The sequence below is a fragment of the Aeromonas enteropelogenes genome, from assembly GCF_000819845.1.
GTDB lineage: Bacteria > Pseudomonadota > Gammaproteobacteria > Enterobacterales > Aeromonadaceae > Aeromonas > Aeromonas enteropelogenes.
Map to the genome: position 1 here is coordinate 108,387 of NZ_CDCG01000013.1, position 18,698 is coordinate 127,084.

At 61.9% G+C, this 18,698-nt stretch carries 18 protein-coding genes; 11 read left to right on the forward strand and 7 right to left on the reverse strand.

The genetic code is table 11. The features are described 5' to 3' along the window. The coding region (locus tag BN1123_RS05160; protein WP_042025705.1) for a hypothetical protein at nucleotides 1–222 on the reverse strand (222 nt) is incomplete at its 3' end. 111 nt (nucleotides 223–333) lie between these two features. Here BN1123_RS05160 and BN1123_RS05165 point away from each other — a divergent pair. Further along, the gene (locus BN1123_RS05165; RefSeq protein WP_042025706.1) at nucleotides 334–1,239 is read left to right on the forward strand and encodes a LysR family transcriptional regulator; all 906 of its coding nucleotides are present in this window, start codon (nucleotides 334–336) and stop codon (nucleotides 1,237–1,239) included. An 84-nt stretch (nucleotides 1,240–1,323) separates the two neighbouring features. Next, nucleotides 1,324–1,551: a putative hemolysin gene (locus BN1123_RS05170; RefSeq protein ID WP_042025707.1), complete on the forward strand. Its 228-nt coding sequence runs from the start codon at nucleotides 1,324–1,326 to the stop codon at nucleotides 1,549–1,551. A gap of 115 nt (nucleotides 1,552–1,666) precedes the next feature. Here the strand turns inward: BN1123_RS05170 and BN1123_RS05175 are convergent, their stop codons facing one another. Then, a complete protein-coding gene (locus BN1123_RS05175) occupies nucleotides 1,667–2,830 on the reverse strand; it encodes an FAD-dependent oxidoreductase (protein ID WP_042025708.1) in 1,164 nt (387 codons plus the stop codon). 263 nt (nucleotides 2,831–3,093) lie between these two features. On the opposite strand from BN1123_RS05175, the gene miaB reads away from it, so the two are divergent. The 5 genes from miaB (at nucleotide 3,094) to lnt (ending at nucleotide 8,748) form a co-directional block, all read left to right on the forward strand. Further along, nucleotides 3,094–4,527 carry a tRNA (N6-isopentenyl adenosine(37)-C2)-methylthiotransferase MiaB gene (gene miaB, locus BN1123_RS05180; RefSeq protein ID WP_042025709.1) on the forward strand — a complete coding sequence of 478 codons (1,434 nt, stop codon included), beginning with the start codon at nucleotides 3,094–3,096 and terminating at the stop codon, nucleotides 4,525–4,527. 55 nt (nucleotides 4,528–4,582) lie between these two features. Beyond that, entirely contained in the window at nucleotides 4,583–5,626 is a 1,044-nt protein-coding gene (locus tag BN1123_RS05185) for a PhoH family protein (protein WP_042025710.1), read from the forward strand. After that, a complete protein-coding gene (gene ybeY / locus BN1123_RS05190; RefSeq protein ID WP_042025711.1) occupies nucleotides 5,623–6,087 on the forward strand; it encodes an rRNA maturation RNase YbeY in 465 nt (154 codons plus the stop codon). The genes BN1123_RS05185 and ybeY overlap by 4 nt, the downstream gene beginning before the upstream one ends. Nucleotides 6,088–6,186: 99 nt before the next feature. Further along, nucleotides 6,187–7,071 (forward strand): CNNM family magnesium/cobalt transport protein CorC, encoded by an 885-nt coding sequence (corC, locus tag BN1123_RS05195; protein ID WP_026455931.1) that lies wholly within the window; start codon nucleotides 6,187–6,189, stop codon nucleotides 7,069–7,071. A 132-nt stretch (nucleotides 7,072–7,203) separates the two neighbouring features. Further along, complete coding sequence (lnt, locus tag BN1123_RS05200; RefSeq protein WP_042025712.1) at nucleotides 7,204–8,748, forward strand: apolipoprotein N-acyltransferase; 1,545 nt, start codon at nucleotides 7,204–7,206, stop codon at nucleotides 8,746–8,748. A gap of 93 nt (nucleotides 8,749–8,841) precedes the next feature. Here the strand turns inward: lnt and BN1123_RS05205 are convergent, their stop codons facing one another. The 4 genes from BN1123_RS05205 to BN1123_RS05220 form a co-directional block, all read right to left on the reverse strand. Continuing rightward, nucleotides 8,842–9,345 (reverse strand): GNAT family N-acetyltransferase, encoded by a 504-nt coding sequence (locus BN1123_RS05205; RefSeq protein WP_042025713.1) that lies wholly within the window; start codon nucleotides 9,343–9,345, stop codon nucleotides 8,842–8,844. Between the two features lie 31 nt (nucleotides 9,346–9,376). Further along, a complete protein-coding gene (locus BN1123_RS05210; RefSeq protein ID WP_042025714.1) occupies nucleotides 9,377–10,558 on the reverse strand; it encodes a MerR family transcriptional regulator in 1,182 nt (393 codons plus the stop codon). A 157-nt stretch (nucleotides 10,559–10,715) separates the two neighbouring features. Then, on the reverse strand, nucleotides 10,716–12,446 hold the full coding sequence (gene recJ, locus BN1123_RS05215) for a single-stranded-DNA-specific exonuclease RecJ (RefSeq protein WP_042025715.1): 1,731 nt from the start codon (nucleotides 12,444–12,446) through the stop codon (nucleotides 10,716–10,718). Continuing rightward, nucleotides 12,412–13,104 (reverse strand): disulfide isomerase DsbC N-terminal domain-containing protein, encoded by a 693-nt coding sequence (locus BN1123_RS05220; RefSeq protein ID WP_224212403.1) that lies wholly within the window; start codon nucleotides 13,102–13,104, stop codon nucleotides 12,412–12,414. The genes recJ and BN1123_RS05220 overlap by 35 nt, the downstream gene beginning before the upstream one ends. A 275-nt stretch (nucleotides 13,105–13,379) precedes the next feature. On the opposite strand from BN1123_RS05220, the gene mscL reads away from it, so the two are divergent. Then, nucleotides 13,380–13,793 carry a large-conductance mechanosensitive channel protein MscL gene (gene mscL / locus BN1123_RS05225; protein ID WP_026458293.1) on the forward strand — a complete coding sequence of 138 codons (414 nt, stop codon included), beginning with the start codon at nucleotides 13,380–13,382 and terminating at the stop codon, nucleotides 13,791–13,793. Nucleotides 13,794–13,960: 167 nt separating this feature from the next. Beyond that, nucleotides 13,961–15,499, forward strand: a complete 1,539-nt coding sequence (locus BN1123_RS05230; RefSeq protein WP_042025716.1) for a sensor domain-containing diguanylate cyclase — start codon at nucleotides 13,961–13,963, stop codon at nucleotides 15,497–15,499. Here BN1123_RS05230 and xerD read toward each other — a convergent pair. Beyond that, complete coding sequence (gene xerD, locus BN1123_RS05235; RefSeq protein WP_042025717.1) at nucleotides 15,496–16,395, reverse strand: site-specific tyrosine recombinase XerD; 900 nt, start codon at nucleotides 16,393–16,395, stop codon at nucleotides 15,496–15,498. The two genes, BN1123_RS05230 and xerD, sit on opposite strands and share 4 nt — an antisense overlap. A gap of 181 nt (nucleotides 16,396–16,576) precedes the next feature. On the opposite strand from xerD, the gene fldB reads away from it, so the two are divergent. Both fldB and BN1123_RS05245 read left to right on the forward strand, forming a co-directional pair. Further along, nucleotides 16,577–17,095, forward strand: a complete 519-nt coding sequence (gene fldB, locus BN1123_RS05240) for a flavodoxin FldB (RefSeq protein WP_042025718.1) — start codon at nucleotides 16,577–16,579, stop codon at nucleotides 17,093–17,095. A gap of 188 nt (nucleotides 17,096–17,283) precedes the next feature. Continuing rightward, a complete protein-coding gene (locus BN1123_RS05245; protein ID WP_042025719.1) occupies nucleotides 17,284–18,684 on the forward strand; it encodes a TldD/PmbA family protein in 1,401 nt (466 codons plus the stop codon). The last annotated feature ends 14 nt before the right edge of the window (nucleotides 18,685–18,698 follow it).

Sequence of the window (18,698 nt, forward strand, 5' to 3'; positions counted from 1 at the left end):
GGGTTCGGCCCCCGCCAGGATATCGCCGAAGGCCCGCTGCTGGGCGGCTCGCTCGTAGCAGGCGAGGGCCTGCTCGGCGTTGCTTGCCCAGACTTGCAGGGGACCAACCGCAAAACCCTGTTGCAGCAGACTCGTCAAGAGCTCTCCCGTTTCGGGGGCAGCCAGTGGCTGTGCCATCACCAGGGATCCCTTGATTAAGAACAGATAGCGTTTGCTAGACATGGCGTGACTCCTTGTGTGCCGGACGGGCAACAGGCCCGCCGCACATCCATTACAGCAAGGAGGTGTGATAATTTATAATCAATAAATCGCCATATTGGATAACCAACTGGAATGAAATTCGACTTGAGGCAACTGCAGGCTTTCGTGATGCTGGCAAAGACTGCCAACTACCGGGAGGCCGCCAACCGGCTCTTCATCACCCAGCCGGCCCTCACCAAGCAGATCCAGGGGCTGGAACAGGCCCTTGGCTGCACCCTGTTCCACCGGGGCAGGCACGGCGCCGAGCTGACCTCTCTCGGCGCCCAGTTGCTTACCCAGGCCAACGCCCTGGTCGAACACGGCAAGGGATTCGAGCGCCATGCCCTGGCGCTGGCGAGCGGCATCGCCGGGCGACTCAAGATAGGTTTCGGACTGTCCAGCTTCGCGCTGGCCCCCTCGCTGGTGGCCCGCTTCAGGCAGCTGGTTCCCGAGGTGATGGTCCATCTGCAGGACATGCCTTCCGCCATTCAGCACCAACAGCTGCTCTGTGGCCAACTGCAACTGGGCTTCATGCGTCGGCCCCAGGCACCGCAACTGCAGGAACACAGGTTGTTGACCGACCGGTTGGTGCTGGCCGTTCCCACCCGGGTCACGGGATCGGATCCGGCCACTTTCGACGTCGAACGGGCTCTGACCAGCCAACCGTTGTTGCAGATGGTCGGCCATCGCTGCCCCGGCCTTAGCCAGCAGATCGCCAGTTTCCTCGGCGCCAACCGGCTGACCGGCATGATCCAGGAGACGGAAGATGTCCAGACCCTGGTCGCCCTGGTCTCCGCCGGCATCGGCAACGCCATACTGCCGCGCAGCGTCAGCTTCATTGCAGGCCCGGATGTGACCCTCTACCCCCTCTCGGGTCCCTATTCGGAGTGGGAAATCAGTCTGGTGTGGAACCCGGAATTTGCCGATCCCATCCGGGATCGCTTCCTGCAACTGGTTCTGGAGGCCCACCCGACTGTCTGCGCCGCAACCGGACGATAAGCCGGACTCATCTTTTGCCTTGCCACTGAGGGAGGCATAAGATGGGGCAGCAAGTACCCAGTCAACATATGAAGGGAGATCAACATGATAAAAACGGTTATTGCGCTACTACCCGTTCTGCTGCTGGCCGGCTGCGCCACCGAGAAAGCGCCTGCCCCGGTCGGCATGGCCAATCCGGCCTCGGTCTACTGCGCTGAGCAGGGAGGCAAGGTCATCATCAAGCAGGAAGCCGATGGCGCCGTGGGATACTGCCATCTGCCGGATGGCCAGGTGGTCGAGGAGTGGACCCTCTATCGCGCGGCTCATCCGTAATCTTGCAGCAACGACAGGCCTGATACACAAGGGGGTCGGTTCACCAGAACCGACCCCCTTGTCGTTGTGGCCATGTTGGCGATAACTGCCCCGACCTATCTATTGCCAATCTGTCTCAGACCAGGCCCAGCGCGTAGCGCAGCGCCATCTCCTTGAGCGGCCCCGCCTTGTCCGCCACATTGAGGGCCAGGTTGCGGGCCAGCTTGAGCGGGCCTATCTCATTGCTGAATGCGCCGTAGAAGAGATCCATCCCCGACTGCATCAGCAGGTTGTCCGGGCGTCGGCGCCGTTCATAGCGGGTCGCCAGCTCGGGCTTGTGCCACCCGGTACCGGCACTGTGCAACAAATCCGCCCAGCAGGCGACATCCTTGAAGCCGAGGTTGACCCCCTGCCCCGCCAGCGGGTTGATGGTGTGGGCGGCATCGCCAAGCAACACCACCCGCCCGGCGTGATAGTCGTTGGCGTGGCGACGCACCAGCGGGAAGCTCCCCTTGCCGGTTACGGTAAAACCACCGAGGCGAGCCGGGAAGTGGCGACGCACCTCGGCCGCCAGCGCCTCGTTGCTCATGGCACCGAGGGCCCGAATGCGGGCCGGGCTGTCATACCATACCAGGGAGCCATGCCGGCCGGGCAGTGGCAAGAAAGCGCGCGGACCGCTCGGGGTAAACTGCTGCCAGGTGATGTCCTCTTGCGCGAACTCGGTATCGATATTGATCAGCATGCAGTGCTGGCGATACTCGAATCGCGACACGCCGATGCCGGCCAGTTTGCGGGTATGGGATTCCGCGCCGTCACAGGCCAGCACCCAGCGCGCCGAGAGCATCGTTTCATCGTCCAGCTGCAGCATCACATCGTCGGTACTCTGGCGCAGGCTCAGCACCGCCGCCGGGGTATGGGTCTGGATATTGGGAAAATCCTCCATCCGTTTGAGCAGCGCCAACTGCACCAGCCGGTTTTCGATGATGTAGCCCAGCTGGGGCAGGCCAAGATCGGCCGCGTTGAAGCGGGTGGCAAAGCCGTCCAGCTCCCAGGTCTCCAGCCGGCGATAGGGGCACAGCCGCATCTGCTGCAGGTATTGCCAGGCGCCGGCCTGCTCCAGCAACGCCACCGAGGCCTGGCTGATGGCGGAGACCCGCAGATCCAGCGGCTGCGCCGGGTCGTAGGATTCCGGCAACCGGGTCTCGATGACCCGCACCGAGAGGCCCTGGGCCGCCAGCAGGCAGGCGGTGGCGGCGCCCACCATGCCGGCACCGACGATGGCAATATCACAGTGTTCCATAACGTTGTTCCTGAAGAGGGGTGGCCCGACGATGACGCGAGCCTGAACCTGATGGGGGCATCATAACGCAAGGACGCGCCGGAAACAGTGAGGCAAACGGAGAATTGCCGCGTCAAATCAAGGGGAAAGGGATGAACTACCGGACCGGCATGGGCCACTTCGGCCACCATGGCAGCTGGATATTAACTGGTCAGCACCCCGATTGCGGAGTAAAATGCGCGGTCCTTTGACCATGCCGATTTCAAAACCAGTCAAGAGAAGCAATGAGCAAGAAACTTCACATTAAAACCTGGGGTTGCCAGATGAACGAGTATGACTCGTCCAAGATGGCTGACCTGTTGGATGCCAGCAATGGCTACACGCTGACCGAAGAGCCCGAAGAGGCAGACGTCTTGCTGCTGAACACCTGTTCCATTCGCGAAAAGGCGCAGGAAAAAGTGTTCCACCAGCTGGGGCGCTGGAAGAAGCTCAAGGCAAGCAAGCCCGATCTGGTGATCGGTGTGGGTGGCTGCGTTGCCTCTCAGGAGGGCGACGCCATTCGCAGCCGCGCCCCCTACGTGGATATCGTGTTTGGTCCGCAAACCCTGCACCGCCTGCCGGTGATGATCAAACAGGTTCAGGAGGGCCGTGGCGCCCAGGTGGACGTCAGCTTCCCCGAAATCGAGAAGTTCGATCGCCTGCCCGAGCCGCGCGCCGAAGGGGCCACCGCCTTTGTCTCCATCATGGAAGGCTGCTCCAAGTACTGCTCCTTCTGCGTGGTGCCCTACACCCGTGGTGAAGAGGTGAGCCGGCCGATGGATGACGTGCTCTACGAAATCGCCCAGCTCGCCCAGCAGGGCGTGCGCGAGGTGAACCTGCTCGGCCAGAACGTCAACGCCTATCGCGGCGCCACCTTCGATGGCGGCATCTGCACCTTCGCCGAGCTGCTTCGCCTGGTGGCCGCCATCGACGGCATCGACCGCGTGCGCTACACCACCAGCCACCCCATCGAGTTCACCGACGACATCATCGAGGTTTACAAGGACACGCCGGAAGTGGTCAGCTTCCTGCACCTGCCGGTGCAGAGCGGCTCTGATCGCATCCTGACCATGATGAAGCGCCCGCATACAGTGCTGGAGTACAAGTCCAAGATCCGCCGCCTGCGCGCCGCCCGTCCCGACATCACCATCAGTTCCGACTTCATCGTCGGTTTCCCGAACGAGACGGACGAGGATTTCGAGGCCACCATGAAGCTGATCGAGGATGTCGGTTTCGACATGAGCTTCAGCTTCATCTATAGCCCGCGCCCCGGCACTCCGGCCGCCGACATGCCCGACGATGTCGACATGGAGGTGAAAAAAGCCCGTCTGTCCCGCCTGCAGCACGCCATCAACAACCAGGCGATGCAGATTGGCCGCGCCATGCTGGGCACCACCCAGCGCATCCTGGTGGAGGGGCCCTCCAAGCTCAACCCCATGGAGCTGTGTGGTCGCACCGAGAACAACCGGGTGGTCAACTTCGAAGGCCCGCATACCCTGATCGGTGGCTTTGCCGACGTGGAGATCACCGAGGTGCTGCCCAACTCCTTGCGCGGCACCTTCATCCGCGGCGAGAGCGAGATGAACCTGCGCATCGCCACCGCCCCGAGCGAGATCCTGGCCCGTCGTCCTGACAACGTGCCGGACGAGCTGGGCGTGGCCGCCTTCACTCCCCATTAATCCCCTCCTCCCCCTGTGCCCGGACGCAGGGGGAGCGCCTTGAGACGAGGATACCGTGAGCCGACACATCTCGACCCTGAATCTGCATCTGGAGCCCGCCGATAACCAGCGCCTCGCCAGCCTCTGCGGCCCGTTCGATGACAACCTCAAGCAGCTGGAGCGCCGCCTCGGCATCGAGATCAGCTATCGCGACAACCACTTCCAGCTGCTGGGCAAGCAGGCCCAGGTGGATGCAGCTGCCGTCATCATCAAGCATCTCTACGTCGAGACCCAGCCCCTCAAGGGGGGCAAGGTGACCGACATCACCCCCGACATGGTTCATCTGGCCATTTTGGAGTCGCGGGTGCTGGAGCAGGATGACGAGCCGACGCCGAGCATCCCCTATGGCAAGGAAGTGACGGTCAAGACCAAGCGCGGCCTCATCAAGCCACGCAGCCCCAACCAGGCCCAGTACATCGCCAATATCGTGCGCCACGACATCTGCTTCGGCATTGGTCCGGCCGGTACCGGCAAGACCTATCTGGCGGTCGCGGCGGCGGTGGATGCCCTGGAACGTCAGGAGATCCGTCGCATTCTGCTGACCCGTCCGGCGGTGGAAGCGGGTGAGAAGCTCGGCTTCCTGCCCGGCGATCTCTCCCAGAAGGTGGACCCCTACCTGCGCCCCCTCTACGACGCCCTGTTCGAGATGCTGGGTTTCGAGCGAGTGGAGAAGCTGATGGAGCGCAACATCATAGAGGTAGCGCCGCTCGCCTATATGCGCGGTCGCACCCTGAATGATGCCTTCATCATTCTGGATGAAGCCCAGAACACCACCACGGAACAGATGAAGATGTTCCTGACCCGCATTGGCTTCAACTCCAAGGCGGTGGTCACCGGCGACATCACCCAGATCGACCTGCCGCGCAACGCCAAGTCCGGCCTGCGCCATGCCCTGGAAGTGCTGCAGAATGTCGATGGTCTCTCCTTCAACTTCTTCCAGTCCACCGACGTGGTGCGCCACCCGGTAGTGGCCCGCATAGTGCAAGCCTACGAGGCATTCGATGCCGCTCAGGCAGCCGAGAAGAGCGCGGCAAACACCCGCAAGGAGAACGAACAATGAGCGTGACTCTGGATCTGCAACTTGCCAGTGCCAGCACCGATGGGCTGCCGAGCGAAACCCAGCTGCAGGGCTGGCTCGACGGCACCATCCTCGGCTTTCAGACCGAGGCCGAGGTGACGGTACGCATCGTCGACGAGGCGGAGAGCAACGAGCTCAACCTCACCTATCGCGGCAAGGACAAGCCCACCAATGTGCTCTCCTTCCCGTTCGAGGCGCCCCCTGGCCTCGAGCTGCCGCTGCTCGGCGATCTCGTCATCTGCCGCCAGGTGGTGGAGCGAGAGGCCAGTGAGCAGGGCAAGCCGCTGGAGGCCCACTGGGCGCACATGGTTGTGCACGGCAGTCTGCATCTGCTAGGTTATGACCATATCGAGGATGAGGAAGCCGAAGAGATGGAGCAGCTCGAGCGCGACATCATGCAGGAACTCGGCTATGCCGACCCTTATCTGAACGACGAAGTGTAATGGCGAAAGGGGCGGGCCGGCAGCTTGAAACGGATGTTGGCCATCCTCATATAGCAAAGACAAAACATCAGTATCTTCAATGAGTAACCAAGAGAAAAAATGACCGACGATCACCCTAGTACCGGCTCGCCGAAGAAAACCTGGCTCGACAAACTCAGCCAACTCTTCCAGGGCGAGCCAAAAGACCGCAATGATTTGGTAGACGTGATAGCCGATGCCGAAGAGCGCGACCTCATCGATCAGGACACCAAGGACATGATCGAAGGGGTGCTGGAGATCGCCGATCTGCGCGTGCGCGACATCATGATCCCCCGCTCCCAGATGGTGACCATCGAGAAATCCCAGCCGGTGGACGAGATCCTGCCGGTGATCATCGAATCCGGCCACTCCCGCTTCCCGGTGATCAACGAAGACAAGGATCACGTCGAGGGCATACTGCTCGCCAAGGATCTGCTGCCATTCGGTTTCGGCGGCGATCTGGCCAAGGAGCCGCTGCAGCTCGAGAACATTCTGCGCCCCACCGTGATCGTGCCCGAGAGCAAACGGGTCGACCGCCTGCTCAAGGAGTTTCGCGAAGAGCGCTACCACATGGCCATCGTGGTCGACGAGTTTGGTGGCGTCTCCGGTCTGGTGACCATTGAAGACATACTGGAGCTCATCGTCGGCGAGATCGACGACGAGTTTGACGATATCGAGGACGAGCCCGAAGAGATCCGTCGTCTCAGCAAGCGGGTCTTCTCCATCAGCGCCCTCACCGAGATCGAGGATTTCAACGACTTCTTCGGCACCAAGTTCAGCGATGAAGAGGTGGATACGGTGGGCGGTCTGGTGATGCACGCCTTCAGCCACCTGCCCAAGAAGGGCGAGGAGATCGAGCTGGATGGCTACCTGTTCAAGGTGATGCACGCCGACCGGCGCCGTTTGCAGCAACTGCAGGTGAAGATCCCGGAGAACCACGCGGTGGCTCAATCAGAGCCGCAATAACGCCGCTTTGGATGATACCAACAACGCCCCGATCACGGGGCGTTGTGCTATCTGCAGGCTCGCGGTCACCCGCCTTACGGGGTAAGATACCGCCCATTCAACCCAGCAGCCCAAGACGAGCATCCATCACCCGTGAAAACATCACCCGTGACATCCAAAATCCTGTTAAGTATCAGTGCCCTGGCAGCCGGAGCCTGCGCCGTCTTTGCCTTCTCCCCCTTCAACTACTGGCCGCTGGTGATCCCCTCCCTGCTCGGCCTTTATGCCCTGCTGGACAAGGCAACCCCCAGCCAGGCGGCCTGGCGCGGCTTTGGCTACGCCATGGGGCTGTTTCTGCCGGGGCTGTGGTGGATCCACGTCAGCATGACGGAATTTGGCGGCATCATACTGCCGGTCGCCTTCGTGCTGCTGGCCCTGCTCTCCGCCTATCTGGCGCTCTATCCGGCGCTGGCCTGCTGGGTCTTCGCCCGCTTCTTTGGCGGCCGTCACTGGAGCCGCTGGCTGCTCGCCTTCCCGGCACTCTGGCTGGTAGCAGACTGGCTGCGCGGCTGGGTGATGACAGGCTTTCCCTGGCTCTGGTTCGGCTACACCCAGATCGACGGCCCCCTCAAGGGCTTCGCCCCCGTTCTGGGGGTTCAAGGCATCACGCTTGCGCTGCTGCTCGCCAGCTCCGCCCTCTGGATGGTGTGGAAGTCCCGCTCTCCCTTCTGGTTGTTGCTGCCCGCCGCCCTGGTGGCCGGTGGTCACAGCCTGATGCAGATTGACTGGGTCACCCGGGGCGAGCCGGTCAAGGTGGCTCTGGTGCAGGGCAATATCGCCCAGTCCCTCAAGTGGGATCCGGAGGCGCTGGCCCCGACGGTGCGCACCTATCAGGATCTCAGTCGCGAGAATCAGGATGCCGACATCATCGTCTGGCCGGAGTCGGCGATCCCGGCCCTCGAGCAGCAGATGGGCCCCTATCTGGAGAATCTGGACAAGGCGATGAAGGTGAACGAGACCGGCCTGCTGGCAGGGATCATTCATTACGACCAGGAGCAGCAGCGTTTCTACAATACCGTGCTCGGCATGGGGGTACAGGATGCGGACGGCAAGGAGTCCTACTTCTACAACCACCCGAATCGCTACAACAAGTATCACCTGCTGCCCATCGGCGAATTCGTGCCGTTTGAAGATCTGCTGCGCCCCATCGCCCCCTTCTTCAATCTGCCCATGTCCTCCTTCAGCCCGGGCGATGCGATCCAGCCCAACCTGATCGCCAAAGGGCTCAAGTTTGCCGCGGCCATCTGCTACGAGATCATCTTTCCGGAAGAGGTGCGCCGCAATGTCACGCCAGAAACCGACTTCCTGCTGACCGTCTCCAACGACGCCTGGTTTGGCACCAGTATCGGTCCCTGGCAGCACATGCAGATCGCCCGGATGCGTGCCCTCGAGCTGGCGCGACCGCTGCTGCGCGCCACCAACACCGGCATCACGGTCGTCACCGAGATCGATGGCAGCATCATCGGCCAGATCCCGCAATTCGAGGCGGCGGTGCTGCGCAGCGAAGTGCGCCCCGCCCACGGCGAGACCCCCTACCTGCGCTTTGGTAACTGGCCCCTGTACGGCCTGACCGCCCTGCTGCTGGTGCTGGCACTGGCGCTGCGCCCCAAGGCTCACCCCTGGGCTGGCGAGCGCTGATCCCGCGTTAAGGAAGTACCATAGACAAGAGGCGCCATAAGGCGCCTCATTTTTTATCCAGACACGGCGGCCGCTGACCGCAATTCTGTCTTGTTATCCCTGATTGAAAGCCGGGTGGTAGCTCACCTCACCACGGGCACTGGTTGCACCAAACGACCTGGCCATAAAGTACTCGGGTGGCACACCGGGTAACACCAACGCCGGGTTCTGCTCAAAGCCAAAGCGGCCGTAGAAGCCTGGATCCCCCAGCACTACACAACCGTCCGCACCTTGCTCCTCGAGAGCGGCCAGCCCTTCCGCCATCAGGTGTGACCCTATCCCCTTGCCATGCAGCTCGGGCAGTACCGAGATGGGACCAAGGCCAAACCAGTTCTTGCTGCCATCACTGATGGTCACCGGCGAGAAGCAGAGGTGGCCGACCACCCGCCCCGCCTGCTCCGCCACCAGCGACAGACTGAGTGCCCCGGCCTGGCGCAGGTCGCGCACGATCAGCTGCTCGTTGTGATCGGTATGGGGCGCCTCAAGGAAAGCGGCGATGGTCACGGCTTCGATGGCATCATAATCAGCATCCGTTTCGGGTCGAATAATTATGTTCATATTGTTCTTTCTCTCTCGCTTGATGGGATGATCAGGCCACCTGCAGGCAACAGATCACATAGCCGTAGCTGCCAAGGTATTGGCGATGGATGGCCAGCTCACGAGCCAAATCCTTATAGGCAGCACTCTCTCCGAGCTCTGCTTGATAACGGGCCAGGTTCATTTCAATGGGATTCAAATAGTTGTGCCAGGCAACCATGGGCAACAGGGTATGGGAGAGGCAGCGATAACCGGTCGCTCGCACTGTTTCGAGCAGAGCGGGCAGGCTCTGCATCGCCGGATACTCTTGCTGCCAGAACACCAGCGCCTCCTCTGGCGGCGTGTCGGTCAGCCACACCAGCTCGCTCAGCACGATGCAGGCAGCGGGGTCGGCAAGGTGCGCCCACCAGGCTTTCAGCGCATTGGCCACCCCTATGGTGTAGGCGCTCCCTTCGGCCCAGATAAGGTCCGCCGCAGCCAGCTCTACCGGCAGTGCCGCCATGTTGGCGCACAGGGTAGTGACCTGCTCAAAGCCAGCCGCGCTGGCCGATCTGGCCAAGGCGGCCAGCGCCTCCTCGTCGAGGTCAATGGCCACGATGGCAGCGTCCGTCACCTGGGCCAGAGCCAGGGTAGAGGCGCCGCGCCCGCAGCCCATGTCGAGGATCCGGCGCGGTTGAATAGGCAGCGCGGCGAATTGCTGCTGGGTGAAGGCGCGATCCCCCGGTCCCCAATAGCTCATGCCATCCAGCAACTGCTTGAAATCGCGGATGTAGCGATCATGCTCGTTCAGGTCTTTACTGAGCCATTGCAAGTAGTAGCGCTCCTTTTCACTGAATCCCTGCTTCATCACCCAGTCGAAGTAGGCCTCTGGCGCTTCACGCTGCAGTTGTAACTGCCAGGCCTTGAACTCGTCGCCGGAGTGAGTGCTCAAGCCTGCGAGGTCTGCCAGCAGATCCCGCGCTCTCTGCATCCGCGCCAGCTCGCCGTCCAGCTCTCTGACCCGGGCTTGCAATACCTCCTGATCTATCTCTCCCGCCAGGCAAGCGAGGCACTGCTTGAGGCTGAGCCCGCCGGCCTGCAGGGCCTGCACCATCCGCAACCGCTGCAGATCGTCATCGTCGTAGTGGCGATAGCCGTTGGCGGCCCTCGTTCCCGCAATTACCCCCAGCTTCTCGTAGTAGAGCAGGGTGGAGCGGGCCACACCGCAGCGGCGGGCCAGTTCGGATATTTTCATGACAACAACTCGCACTGAGGGCCGTCATCTGACCCGATGAAGAGAAGCTTAAACTGTGAAGCTATAAACGGGTCAATGGCAAAGCCCGCATGCTTGTCATAAAAAACGGCCACCCAGGGGTGGCCGTCGTCATCAAAAAAGCAGAGTAGCAAGCGGATCAGAGGCCGGCGGCCTCCAGATGCTCCACCAGCAGCTGCACGCTGCGGTTGCCGCGCCACTCGTTGACGTCGAGCCGGTAGACCAGCCGCACCCGTTTGACCGAGGCATCGGGCCAGCGCTGCAAGTCGACCCCGAAGGCGATGGCATCCACCGCATGGCCAGAGTCGGTCGTCAGCATCATCTTGAGGTGCTTCTCCCCCACCAACCTCTGTTGGACCAGCACGAACTCGCCGTCAAACAGCGGCTCGGGGAAGGCTTGACCCCAAGGGCCGGAGGCGCGAATAAGCTCCGCCAGCTCGAGGTTGAGCTCGTCCGGCAGCAGTTCGCCGTCGGTGAGCAGTACCCCGGTCAGCAGCTCAGGTGTCACCAGCTCGCCGATGACCGCCTCGAAAGCGCGACCAAAAGCCTCGATATTGGCCTTGGGCAGGGTCAGCCCCGCCGCCATGGCGTGGCCACCGAACTTGCCCATCAGCCCCGGGTGGCGGGTATCGAGCAATTCGAGCGCATCGCGCAGGTGCACGCCGGGGATCGAGCGCCCGGACCCCTTGAGCTCGGTCTCGCTGCTCTCGGCAAAGGCGATGACGGGGCGGTAGTACTTCTCCTTCACCTTGGAGGCCACCAGCCCCACCACCCCCTGATGCCACTCGTCCCGGTGCAATACGATCCCCGATGGCACTTCACCATCGCGAAAACGGATCTGCTCCAGGGTGGCGAGGGCCTCCTGCTGCATCCCCTGCTCTATCTCCTTGCGCTCCTGGTTGAGGCTGTCCATCTCGGACGCCAACTGGCGCGCCAGGTTGAGGTCGTCACACAACAGGCAGGCGACCCCGAGGGACATGTCATCAAGGCGGCCTACCGCGTTGAGGCGTGGCCCCAGCGCGAAGCCCAGATCGGCGGCGGTGAGGCGGCGACCATCCCGGCCCGACACGTCCACCAGCGCCTGAATGCCGGGGCGGCAGCGCCCGGCCCGGATCCGCTGCAAGCCCTGATGGACCAGGATACGGTTGTTGCCATCGAGCGCCACCACGTCGGCGACGGTGCCGAGGGCTACCAGATCCAGATAGTCCGCCACATTGGGGGCCGGGATGCCGTGGCGCTCGTACCAGCCCGCCTGCTTGAGGTGGGTGTTGAGGGCCGCCATCAGGTAGAAGGCCACCCCCACCCCGGCCAGGGACTTGGAGGGGAAGTCGCAGCCATGCTGGTTGGGGTTCACTATCGCATCGGCGTCAGGCAGCTCCTGGCCCGGCAAATGGTGATCGGTAACCAGTACCTGCATGCCGGCCGCCTTGGCTGCCGCCACCCCGGCGATGCTGGAGATGCCGTTGTCCACCGTGATGAGAAACTCGGCGCCGCGGGCCACCGCCAGCTCGACGATCTCGGGGGTGAGGCCGTAACCGAACTCGAAGCGGTTGGGCACCAGAAAATCGATGTGGCGGCCCCCCATGGCGCGCAGGGCCAGCACGCACAGGGCCGAGCTGGTGGCGCCGTCGCAGTCGAAGTCACCGACGATGAGGATCCGCTTCTGTGCGGCCAAGGCATCCGCCAGCAGCGGCACCGCCTGCGCCATGCCAAACAGACGCCGGGGCGGCAGCAGCTGATTGGCGCTACGCTCCAGCAGGGCGGGATCTGCTACGCCACGGCTGGCGAAGATTTGCCGCAGCAGGGGATGAAGGGTGGCGGGCAGATGGGAATCATCAACTCGCGGACGACGACGGATTTGCAGGGGCATCGATGTGATCCAGTATCTTGAGCAGTTGTTCAGGGCTCTGGTAACCGCGCACCAGGTCGCCGTTTGGCAGGACCCAGCTCGGCAGCGCCTTGATCCCGAGCCACTGGCTCAGGCCGATATAGTGGGAGAGGATCTCACTACAGCGCGCCACTGGCAAATGTTCACTGAATTGGGGGTGACGCCAGGCGCCAGCCTCGCACTGTTCCGGCGAGATCCGATCCTGCCCGCCGGCGGGCGACACGATCGGCAGCAGTTGCACCGTGACACCCAACTCCTGCAGGCGGGGCAGTTGATCCAGCGCCCGGCGACAATCGGTACAGGCGTCATCGGTAAAGAGGGTGATCCGGTGCGTCTCTTTCGTTGCCCGAAGCAGCATGGGAGGCTCACCTATCTGTGCCAGCGCCATGCGCCTTTGATGACGCAGGCCGGAGAGGGTCAGGTTTTTCATGTCGCGGGTCATGTCCAGCATGACCCCCTGCACCAGATAGTCTCCGTTGGCATCGCTATAGAGCACGCCCTGGGAGGTGCCCACCATGTAGAGCCCGGGGATCGGGGTACGATCCACCAGATAGACGGGAACCCCCAACCGGCTGGAGACCGTCTCCTTCAGGGTTTGCGGGTTCACCCCGGCATAGGCAGCAAATGTGCATAGAAGCATTGCCATCGATATTAAATGCTTCACCATTTTACTCTTGCAGCATAAATGATTGAGTCCAACACACTAATATGGATGGCACCTGTTATTCAATCCGTTATTTGCTTGATTATTAATACTCCCTTGGCACCAAAAAATCCGCATTCCCCGATTGCCAAGGAGATGCAACCTCAGCAAGCTAGAGAAGACGACAGGAACAACGCGGCGTGGCCTCCGTTTTCCTGATGCGGATCGCCCACACGATCCACACTCTATCTTGTTCGGTTTCGGAGGAAATAATGAGTCTTATCCAGGAGTTCAAAGCCTTTGCATCCAGAGGCAACGTGATCGACATGGCGGTCGGTATCATCATAGGGGCCGCCTTTGGCAAGATCGTCTCCTCGTTCGTCGGCGACGTCATCATGCCACCCATAGGTCTGATCCTGGGAGGGGTGGATTTCAGCGATCTGGCCATCACTCTCAAGGCGGCGGAAGGATCGGCCCCGGCCGTGGTCATCGCCTATGGCAAGTTTCTCCAGACCATCATCGACTTTCTGATCATCTCCTTCGCCATCTTCATGGGGCTGAAGGCGATCAATACCCTCAAGCGCAAACAGGAAGAGGAAGCCGCGGCGGCACCGGCCGGCCCGACCAAGGATCAGGAACTGCTCGCCGAAATCCGCGATCTGCTCAAGGCCCGGCAGGAGAAATAAGCACCCGCCCCTGTCGTGTGTACAAAAAACCGCCTTTCGGCGGTTTTTTTGCTGACACTAGGCCACAACACCGTAGACTACGGCACAATTCAGCCTGGGGCTAAACGCTCGCGGCTCTCGCGCCACATCGTGATCGAATACATGCAAAATCTACAGGAGTCATCGCCATGACATCCCCGACAGTGAAGACCAGACCGAAACATGGTTTCATTCTGCGCTATTTGCTGTTGCTCTCCCTGCCCCTGTTGCTGATGACCGCCAGCAGCTTCTACCTGTTTGCCATCAAACAACAGAATGTCGTGCGCGATCGCATGGAGTTTTTCAGCAGCAGCACGACCCAGCAGTGGGACAACGCGCTGAGTTCGGTCGAAGAGCAGCTCAACATTCTGGCGGCCGATCTCGCCGCCTATGACGGTATGCTCCCGCCGGAGATGAAGGCGCGGCACAACTCGGTGTGGCAACAACTCAGCCGCTCGGGCAGCTTATTGAAGGGACTCTACTATGTGCAGCGAGATAACTCTCTGGTCAACTTCAACCATCTGGCGACTCCATCTACTCAAACCATGGCCAAGCAGCAGTGGTATCAGGCTGCCATTCATACCCCGGGGATCAACACCTGGAGCGCTCCCTATCTCGACAGCGTCCAGCACATTCCGGTGATCACTCTGTCGCGGGCGGTATTGAACCCGAGCGGGAAGGTAGTGGCCGTGGTCGGCATTGATGTCGATCTGGCGAAAGTTTCGGACCGGATCGGCCGCATGTTGCAGGGCGGGAAACAGATGGCTTATCTGCTCTACGATCGCCAACATCAGCTCATCATCGCACACAGCAACCCGCTCCTGAATGTCACCCCGCTCGATGAGCCCTGGCTGCCTCGAGTCAAGGGCCAAAATGGCACCCTCACGACCGGGGATGACGAGTTGATCGCCTACTACACCCTGACCAACAACCCCAGCTGGCAGGTCATTACCGTGTTCCCGTTCAGCAACTCCTTCGTCATCAAGGAGCTGCTGCCCACCATGATGGTGGGGCTGATCCTCTCCCTGGCCATGTTCATACTGGTAGCCATCATCTTCCACCAGCGCCTGGAAAATACCATCAGCATGCTGGTGCAGGTGGTGCGCCTGCTGCGGGTTACCCCGCCCGGACAGCCCATCGCCATCCCCAGCATTCCGGGTATCGAGGAGCTTGAGGACGAGATCACCATGATTTCCGACCAGATGCAGGCCGAGAGCGAGAAGGCCCAGCGCGATGCCCTCACCGGGCTCTACAACCGCCGCTACATGGACGGCCTGCTCGCCAGGCTGCACCAGGAGCACGTTCCCTATGTGCTTGCCATCATCGACATCGACAATTTCAAGCAGATCAACGATGAATATGGCCACCCCATCGGGGATGCCGTGTTGAGACGCACCGCCGCCATCGGCCGCCAACTGCTGGAAGAACAGGCAATCCTGTGCCGCTTTGGCGGCGAGGAGATGGTGGCCATCTTCGAGCAGGGAGAGCTGGCCCAGGCCCACCAGCTGATGGAGGCGTGGCGCCAGGCCATGGTGGATCAGGAGTGGCGCGAGCCCCCCCTCGAAGTGCGTTTCAGCGGCGGCCTTGCCGAGGCGCTGGATGCTCCGCCGGCCCAGGTGCTGGCGCAAGCGGATGCCGCCCTCTATCGCGCCAAGCAGGAGGGGAAAAACCGCCTCTATCTGGCCTAGGCGCGCGGGTGATGCTCGCCGTGCAGCGCCTTGAGCCGCTCATTGGCCACATGGGTGTAGATCTGGGTAGTGGAGAGATCGGCATGGCCCAGCAGCATCTGCACTACCCGCAGGTCGGCGCCATGATTGAGCAGATGGGTGGCGAAGGCGTGGCGCAGAGTGTGGGGGGAGAGCTCCCCGTTGATGCCGGCGCGCAGGGCGTAGAGTTTGATACGGTGCCAGAAGGTCTGGCGGGTCATCATCTGGGCCCGTTTGGAAGGAAACACCACGTCCGAGCTGGTGCCGCCAAGCAGCAGACCGCGCCCTTCCCGGTAATAGCGCTCCAGCCAGTAGACAGCCTCTTCCCCCATGGGCACCAGCCGCTCCTTGTTGCCCTTGCCCACTACCCGCACCAGCCCCTGGCGCAGGCTGACATGCTCGGCGGTGAGCCCCACCAGCTCGGAGACCCGCAGCCCGGTGGCATAGAGCAGCTCCAGCATCGCCTTGTCTCTGAGCTCCAGCGGATCGTCCACCAGCGGGGCCTGCAGCAGCGCCTCCACCTCGGCTTCACTCAGATCGGCCGGCAGTTTCTTGGGCAGCTTGGGTCCCTCCAGCAGCACGGTGGGATCGTCGCTGCGCAATTTTTCCCGGTTCAGATACTGGTAAAAACGGCGCAGGGCCGACAGAAAGCGAGCCGTGCTGCTCGCCGCAAACTGGTTGTCGACCCGCCAGGCGAGGTAGTGCTGAATGTCATCCATGCCCGCCAGCAGCAGGGAACTGCCCTGCCCGTCGAGCCAGAGGGCGAATTTTTCCAAGTCGGTGCGATAGGAGCTGACCGTGTTGTCAGACAGCCCTCGTTCGAGCCAAAGGGCGTCGAGAAAAGGTTCGATCAGGGGATGGGAGTCAGGCTTGCTCATGGTGCGCCGCAGTCAGAGAAAAGATGGCCCATTGTAGCGCGCGGGCTCGCCTCCCGTGCAAGCCCGCTTGCCCGCCAGCCAATATCTGAGGGCAGTGTAGGGGCCCCGGCAATCTGCTAGACTGGCGACCTCCCCTTAGGTTGCCAACATGGCGCAGCCCACAGCAGTCAAGAGAAGAGCGATGAAGATTGGTCTGTTTTACGGTTCCACCACCTGCTACACCGAGATGGCCGCCGAGAAGATCCGCGCCCTCATCGGCCCCGAGCTGGTCGACATCCACAACATCAAGGATGTGCCCCTGGTGCGCATGCAGGATTACGACATCCTGATCCTCGGCATCTCCACCTGGGACTTTGGTGAGCTGCAGGAGGACTGGGAGTCCCGCTGGGAAGATATCGCCGATCTGGAGCTGGAGGGACGCATCGTGGCCCTGTTTGGCCTCGGCGATCAGCTCGGTTACGGCGAGTGGTATCAGGATGCCCTCGGCATGTTGCACGATCAGCTGGTGCCCAAGGGGGTCAAACTGGTGGGTTACTGGCCCAACGAGGGGTACGAGTTCGATGCCTCCAAGGCGCTGATCGACGATGGTCGCCACTTCGTCGGCCTGGCCCTCGACGATGCAAACCAGTACGACCAGACCGATTCCCGCATCGAGCAGTGGGTCGACCAGATCCTGGCCGAAATCCACGAACTCCTCTGATTGATGTCCGGCGGTCAGCCCGAGTGCTGACCGCCTGGGCGCATATCTCGCGCCGATTTTCTCAATCGGTATCATTGTATGACGCTATAGCGACTTTTTTGTGCTGGTCTGTAACAATGAGTCTGACGCCCCATAACAAGCAAAGCAGGGCGCCGGAAGCAAACGGACAGATCAGAAAAGGAAATTCTATGACCTCATTCTCCCTGTTGGCCCCTGCCATCGCCCGCGACGTGCTCGATCACGCCCTGGCGCTGGGTGCCGACTTTGCCGAGCTGTTTGTGGAGCGCAAGCGCCGCAGCCAGCTCAGCCTGCTCTCCAGCCAGATAGAGAACATCAGCGGTGGCCTCGATTTCGGCATCGGCGTGCGCCTGTGCTACGGCCACAAGGTGCTCTACGGCTACACCAACCAGACCAGCCGTGACGAGCTGCTGCGTATCGTCACCCTGCTGGCGGCCAAAGACAGGCGCGACCCCGTGGTGACCGCCACCGCCTTCGATTTCACCCGTCTCACCGACCGCCATCCGGTGGCCCTGCCCCTGTCGGCGGACAAGCTGCTGGAGCAGAAGATCGCCTATCTGCACGCCATGGATGCCGCGGCCCGCGCCGAGAGCGACAAGGTGAGCCAGTTCTCCGGCAACGTGCTGGGCTGGGAGCAGGAGGTGGAGATCTTCAACAGCGAAGGGTTGCAAGTCAGCGATCGCCGCCACTACAACCGCATCATGGCCCAGACCATCGCCCGGGAAGGGTGCGAGCAGAGCATGGGCTACGAGGCCCCCGGCGCCCTGATGGGCTGGGAACACGCCGAGCGTATCGATCCGCGCGAGCTGGCCCTCACCGCCACTCGCCAGGCCCTGGTGAAGCTGGGCGCCGCCCCCTGCCCGAGCGGTACCCTGCCGGTCATCATGGAGAGCGGCTTTGGCGGCGTCATCTTCCACGAAGCGTGCGGCCACCTGCTGGAGACCACCTCGGTGGCCAAAAAGGCCTCGGTGTTCCACGACAAGATGGGCCAGCTGATTGCCAATCCCGCGGTCAGTGCGGTGGACGAAGGGTTGCAGGGCAACGCCTGGGGCTCCATCAACGTCGATGATGAAGGAATGGCGACCCAGCACACCCAGCTCATCAAGGATGGCGTGCTGACCGGCTTTCTGGTGGACAGGATGGGCGCCCTCAAGACAGGTTACGCCCGTACCGGCTCGGGACGACGCGAATCCTACAAGTTCGCCCCCACCTCGCGCATGCGCAACACCTATATCGAGCCGGGCAACTACAGCCTGGACGAGATGCTGGCCACGGTGGAACACGGCATCTATGCCAAAAAAATGGGTGGCGGCTCGGTGCAACCGGGTACCGGCGAGTTCAACTTCAACGTGCAGGAGGCCTACCTCATCGAGCACGGCAAGGTGACCAGACCACTCAAGTCGGCGACCCTGATAGGCACCGGCCCTCAGGTGCTTAAAGAGATCTCCATGGTGGGCCGCAATCTGACGCTGGCTGCCGGCATGTGCGGCTCCGTCTCCGGCTCTGTGCCCACCTCGGTCGGCCAGCCCGCCCTGAAAGTGGACAATATTCTGGTGGGGGGTAATGCCTGATGAATGACACCATT

Bases quoted from the DNA above. Each gene is read 5' to 3' on its own strand.
- BN1123_RS05220 (WP_224212403.1), bottom strand. From the start codon at position 13,104: ATGCTTCTATGCACATTTGCTGCCTATGCCGGGGTGAACCCGCAAACC.
- BN1123_RS05230 (WP_042025716.1), top strand. From the start codon at position 13,961: ATGACATCCCCGACAGTGAAGACCAGACCGAAACATGGTTTCATTCTG.
- xerD (WP_042025717.1), bottom strand. From the start codon at position 16,395: ATGAGCAAGCCTGACTCCCATCCCCTGATCGAACCTTTTCTCGACGCC.
- BN1123_RS05210 (WP_042025714.1), bottom strand. From the start codon at position 10,558: ATGAAAATATCCGAACTGGCCCGCCGCTGCGGTGTGGCCCGCTCCACC.
- BN1123_RS05170 (WP_042025707.1), top strand. From the start codon at position 1,324: ATGATAAAAACGGTTATTGCGCTACTACCCGTTCTGCTGCTGGCCGGC.
- mscL (WP_026458293.1), top strand. From the start codon at position 13,380: ATGAGTCTTATCCAGGAGTTCAAAGCCTTTGCATCCAGAGGCAACGTG.
- fldB (WP_042025718.1), top strand. From the start codon at position 16,577: ATGAAGATTGGTCTGTTTTACGGTTCCACCACCTGCTACACCGAGATG.
- BN1123_RS05205 (WP_042025713.1), bottom strand. From the start codon at position 9,345: ATGAACATAATTATTCGACCCGAAACGGATGCTGATTATGATGCCATC.
- miaB (WP_042025709.1), top strand. From the start codon at position 3,094: ATGAGCAAGAAACTTCACATTAAAACCTGGGGTTGCCAGATGAACGAG.
- corC (WP_026455931.1), top strand. From the start codon at position 6,187: ATGACCGACGATCACCCTAGTACCGGCTCGCCGAAGAAAACCTGGCTC.
- recJ (WP_042025715.1), bottom strand. From the start codon at position 12,446: ATGCCCCTGCAAATCCGTCGTCGTCCGCGAGTTGATGATTCCCATCTG.
- ybeY (WP_042025711.1), top strand. From the start codon at position 5,623: ATGAGCGTGACTCTGGATCTGCAACTTGCCAGTGCCAGCACCGATGGG.
- BN1123_RS05245 (WP_042025719.1), top strand. From the start codon at position 17,284: ATGACCTCATTCTCCCTGTTGGCCCCTGCCATCGCCCGCGACGTGCTC.
- BN1123_RS05165 (WP_042025706.1), top strand. From the start codon at position 334: ATGAAATTCGACTTGAGGCAACTGCAGGCTTTCGTGATGCTGGCAAAG.
- BN1123_RS05175 (WP_042025708.1), bottom strand. From the start codon at position 2,830: ATGGAACACTGTGATATTGCCATCGTCGGTGCCGGCATGGTGGGCGCC.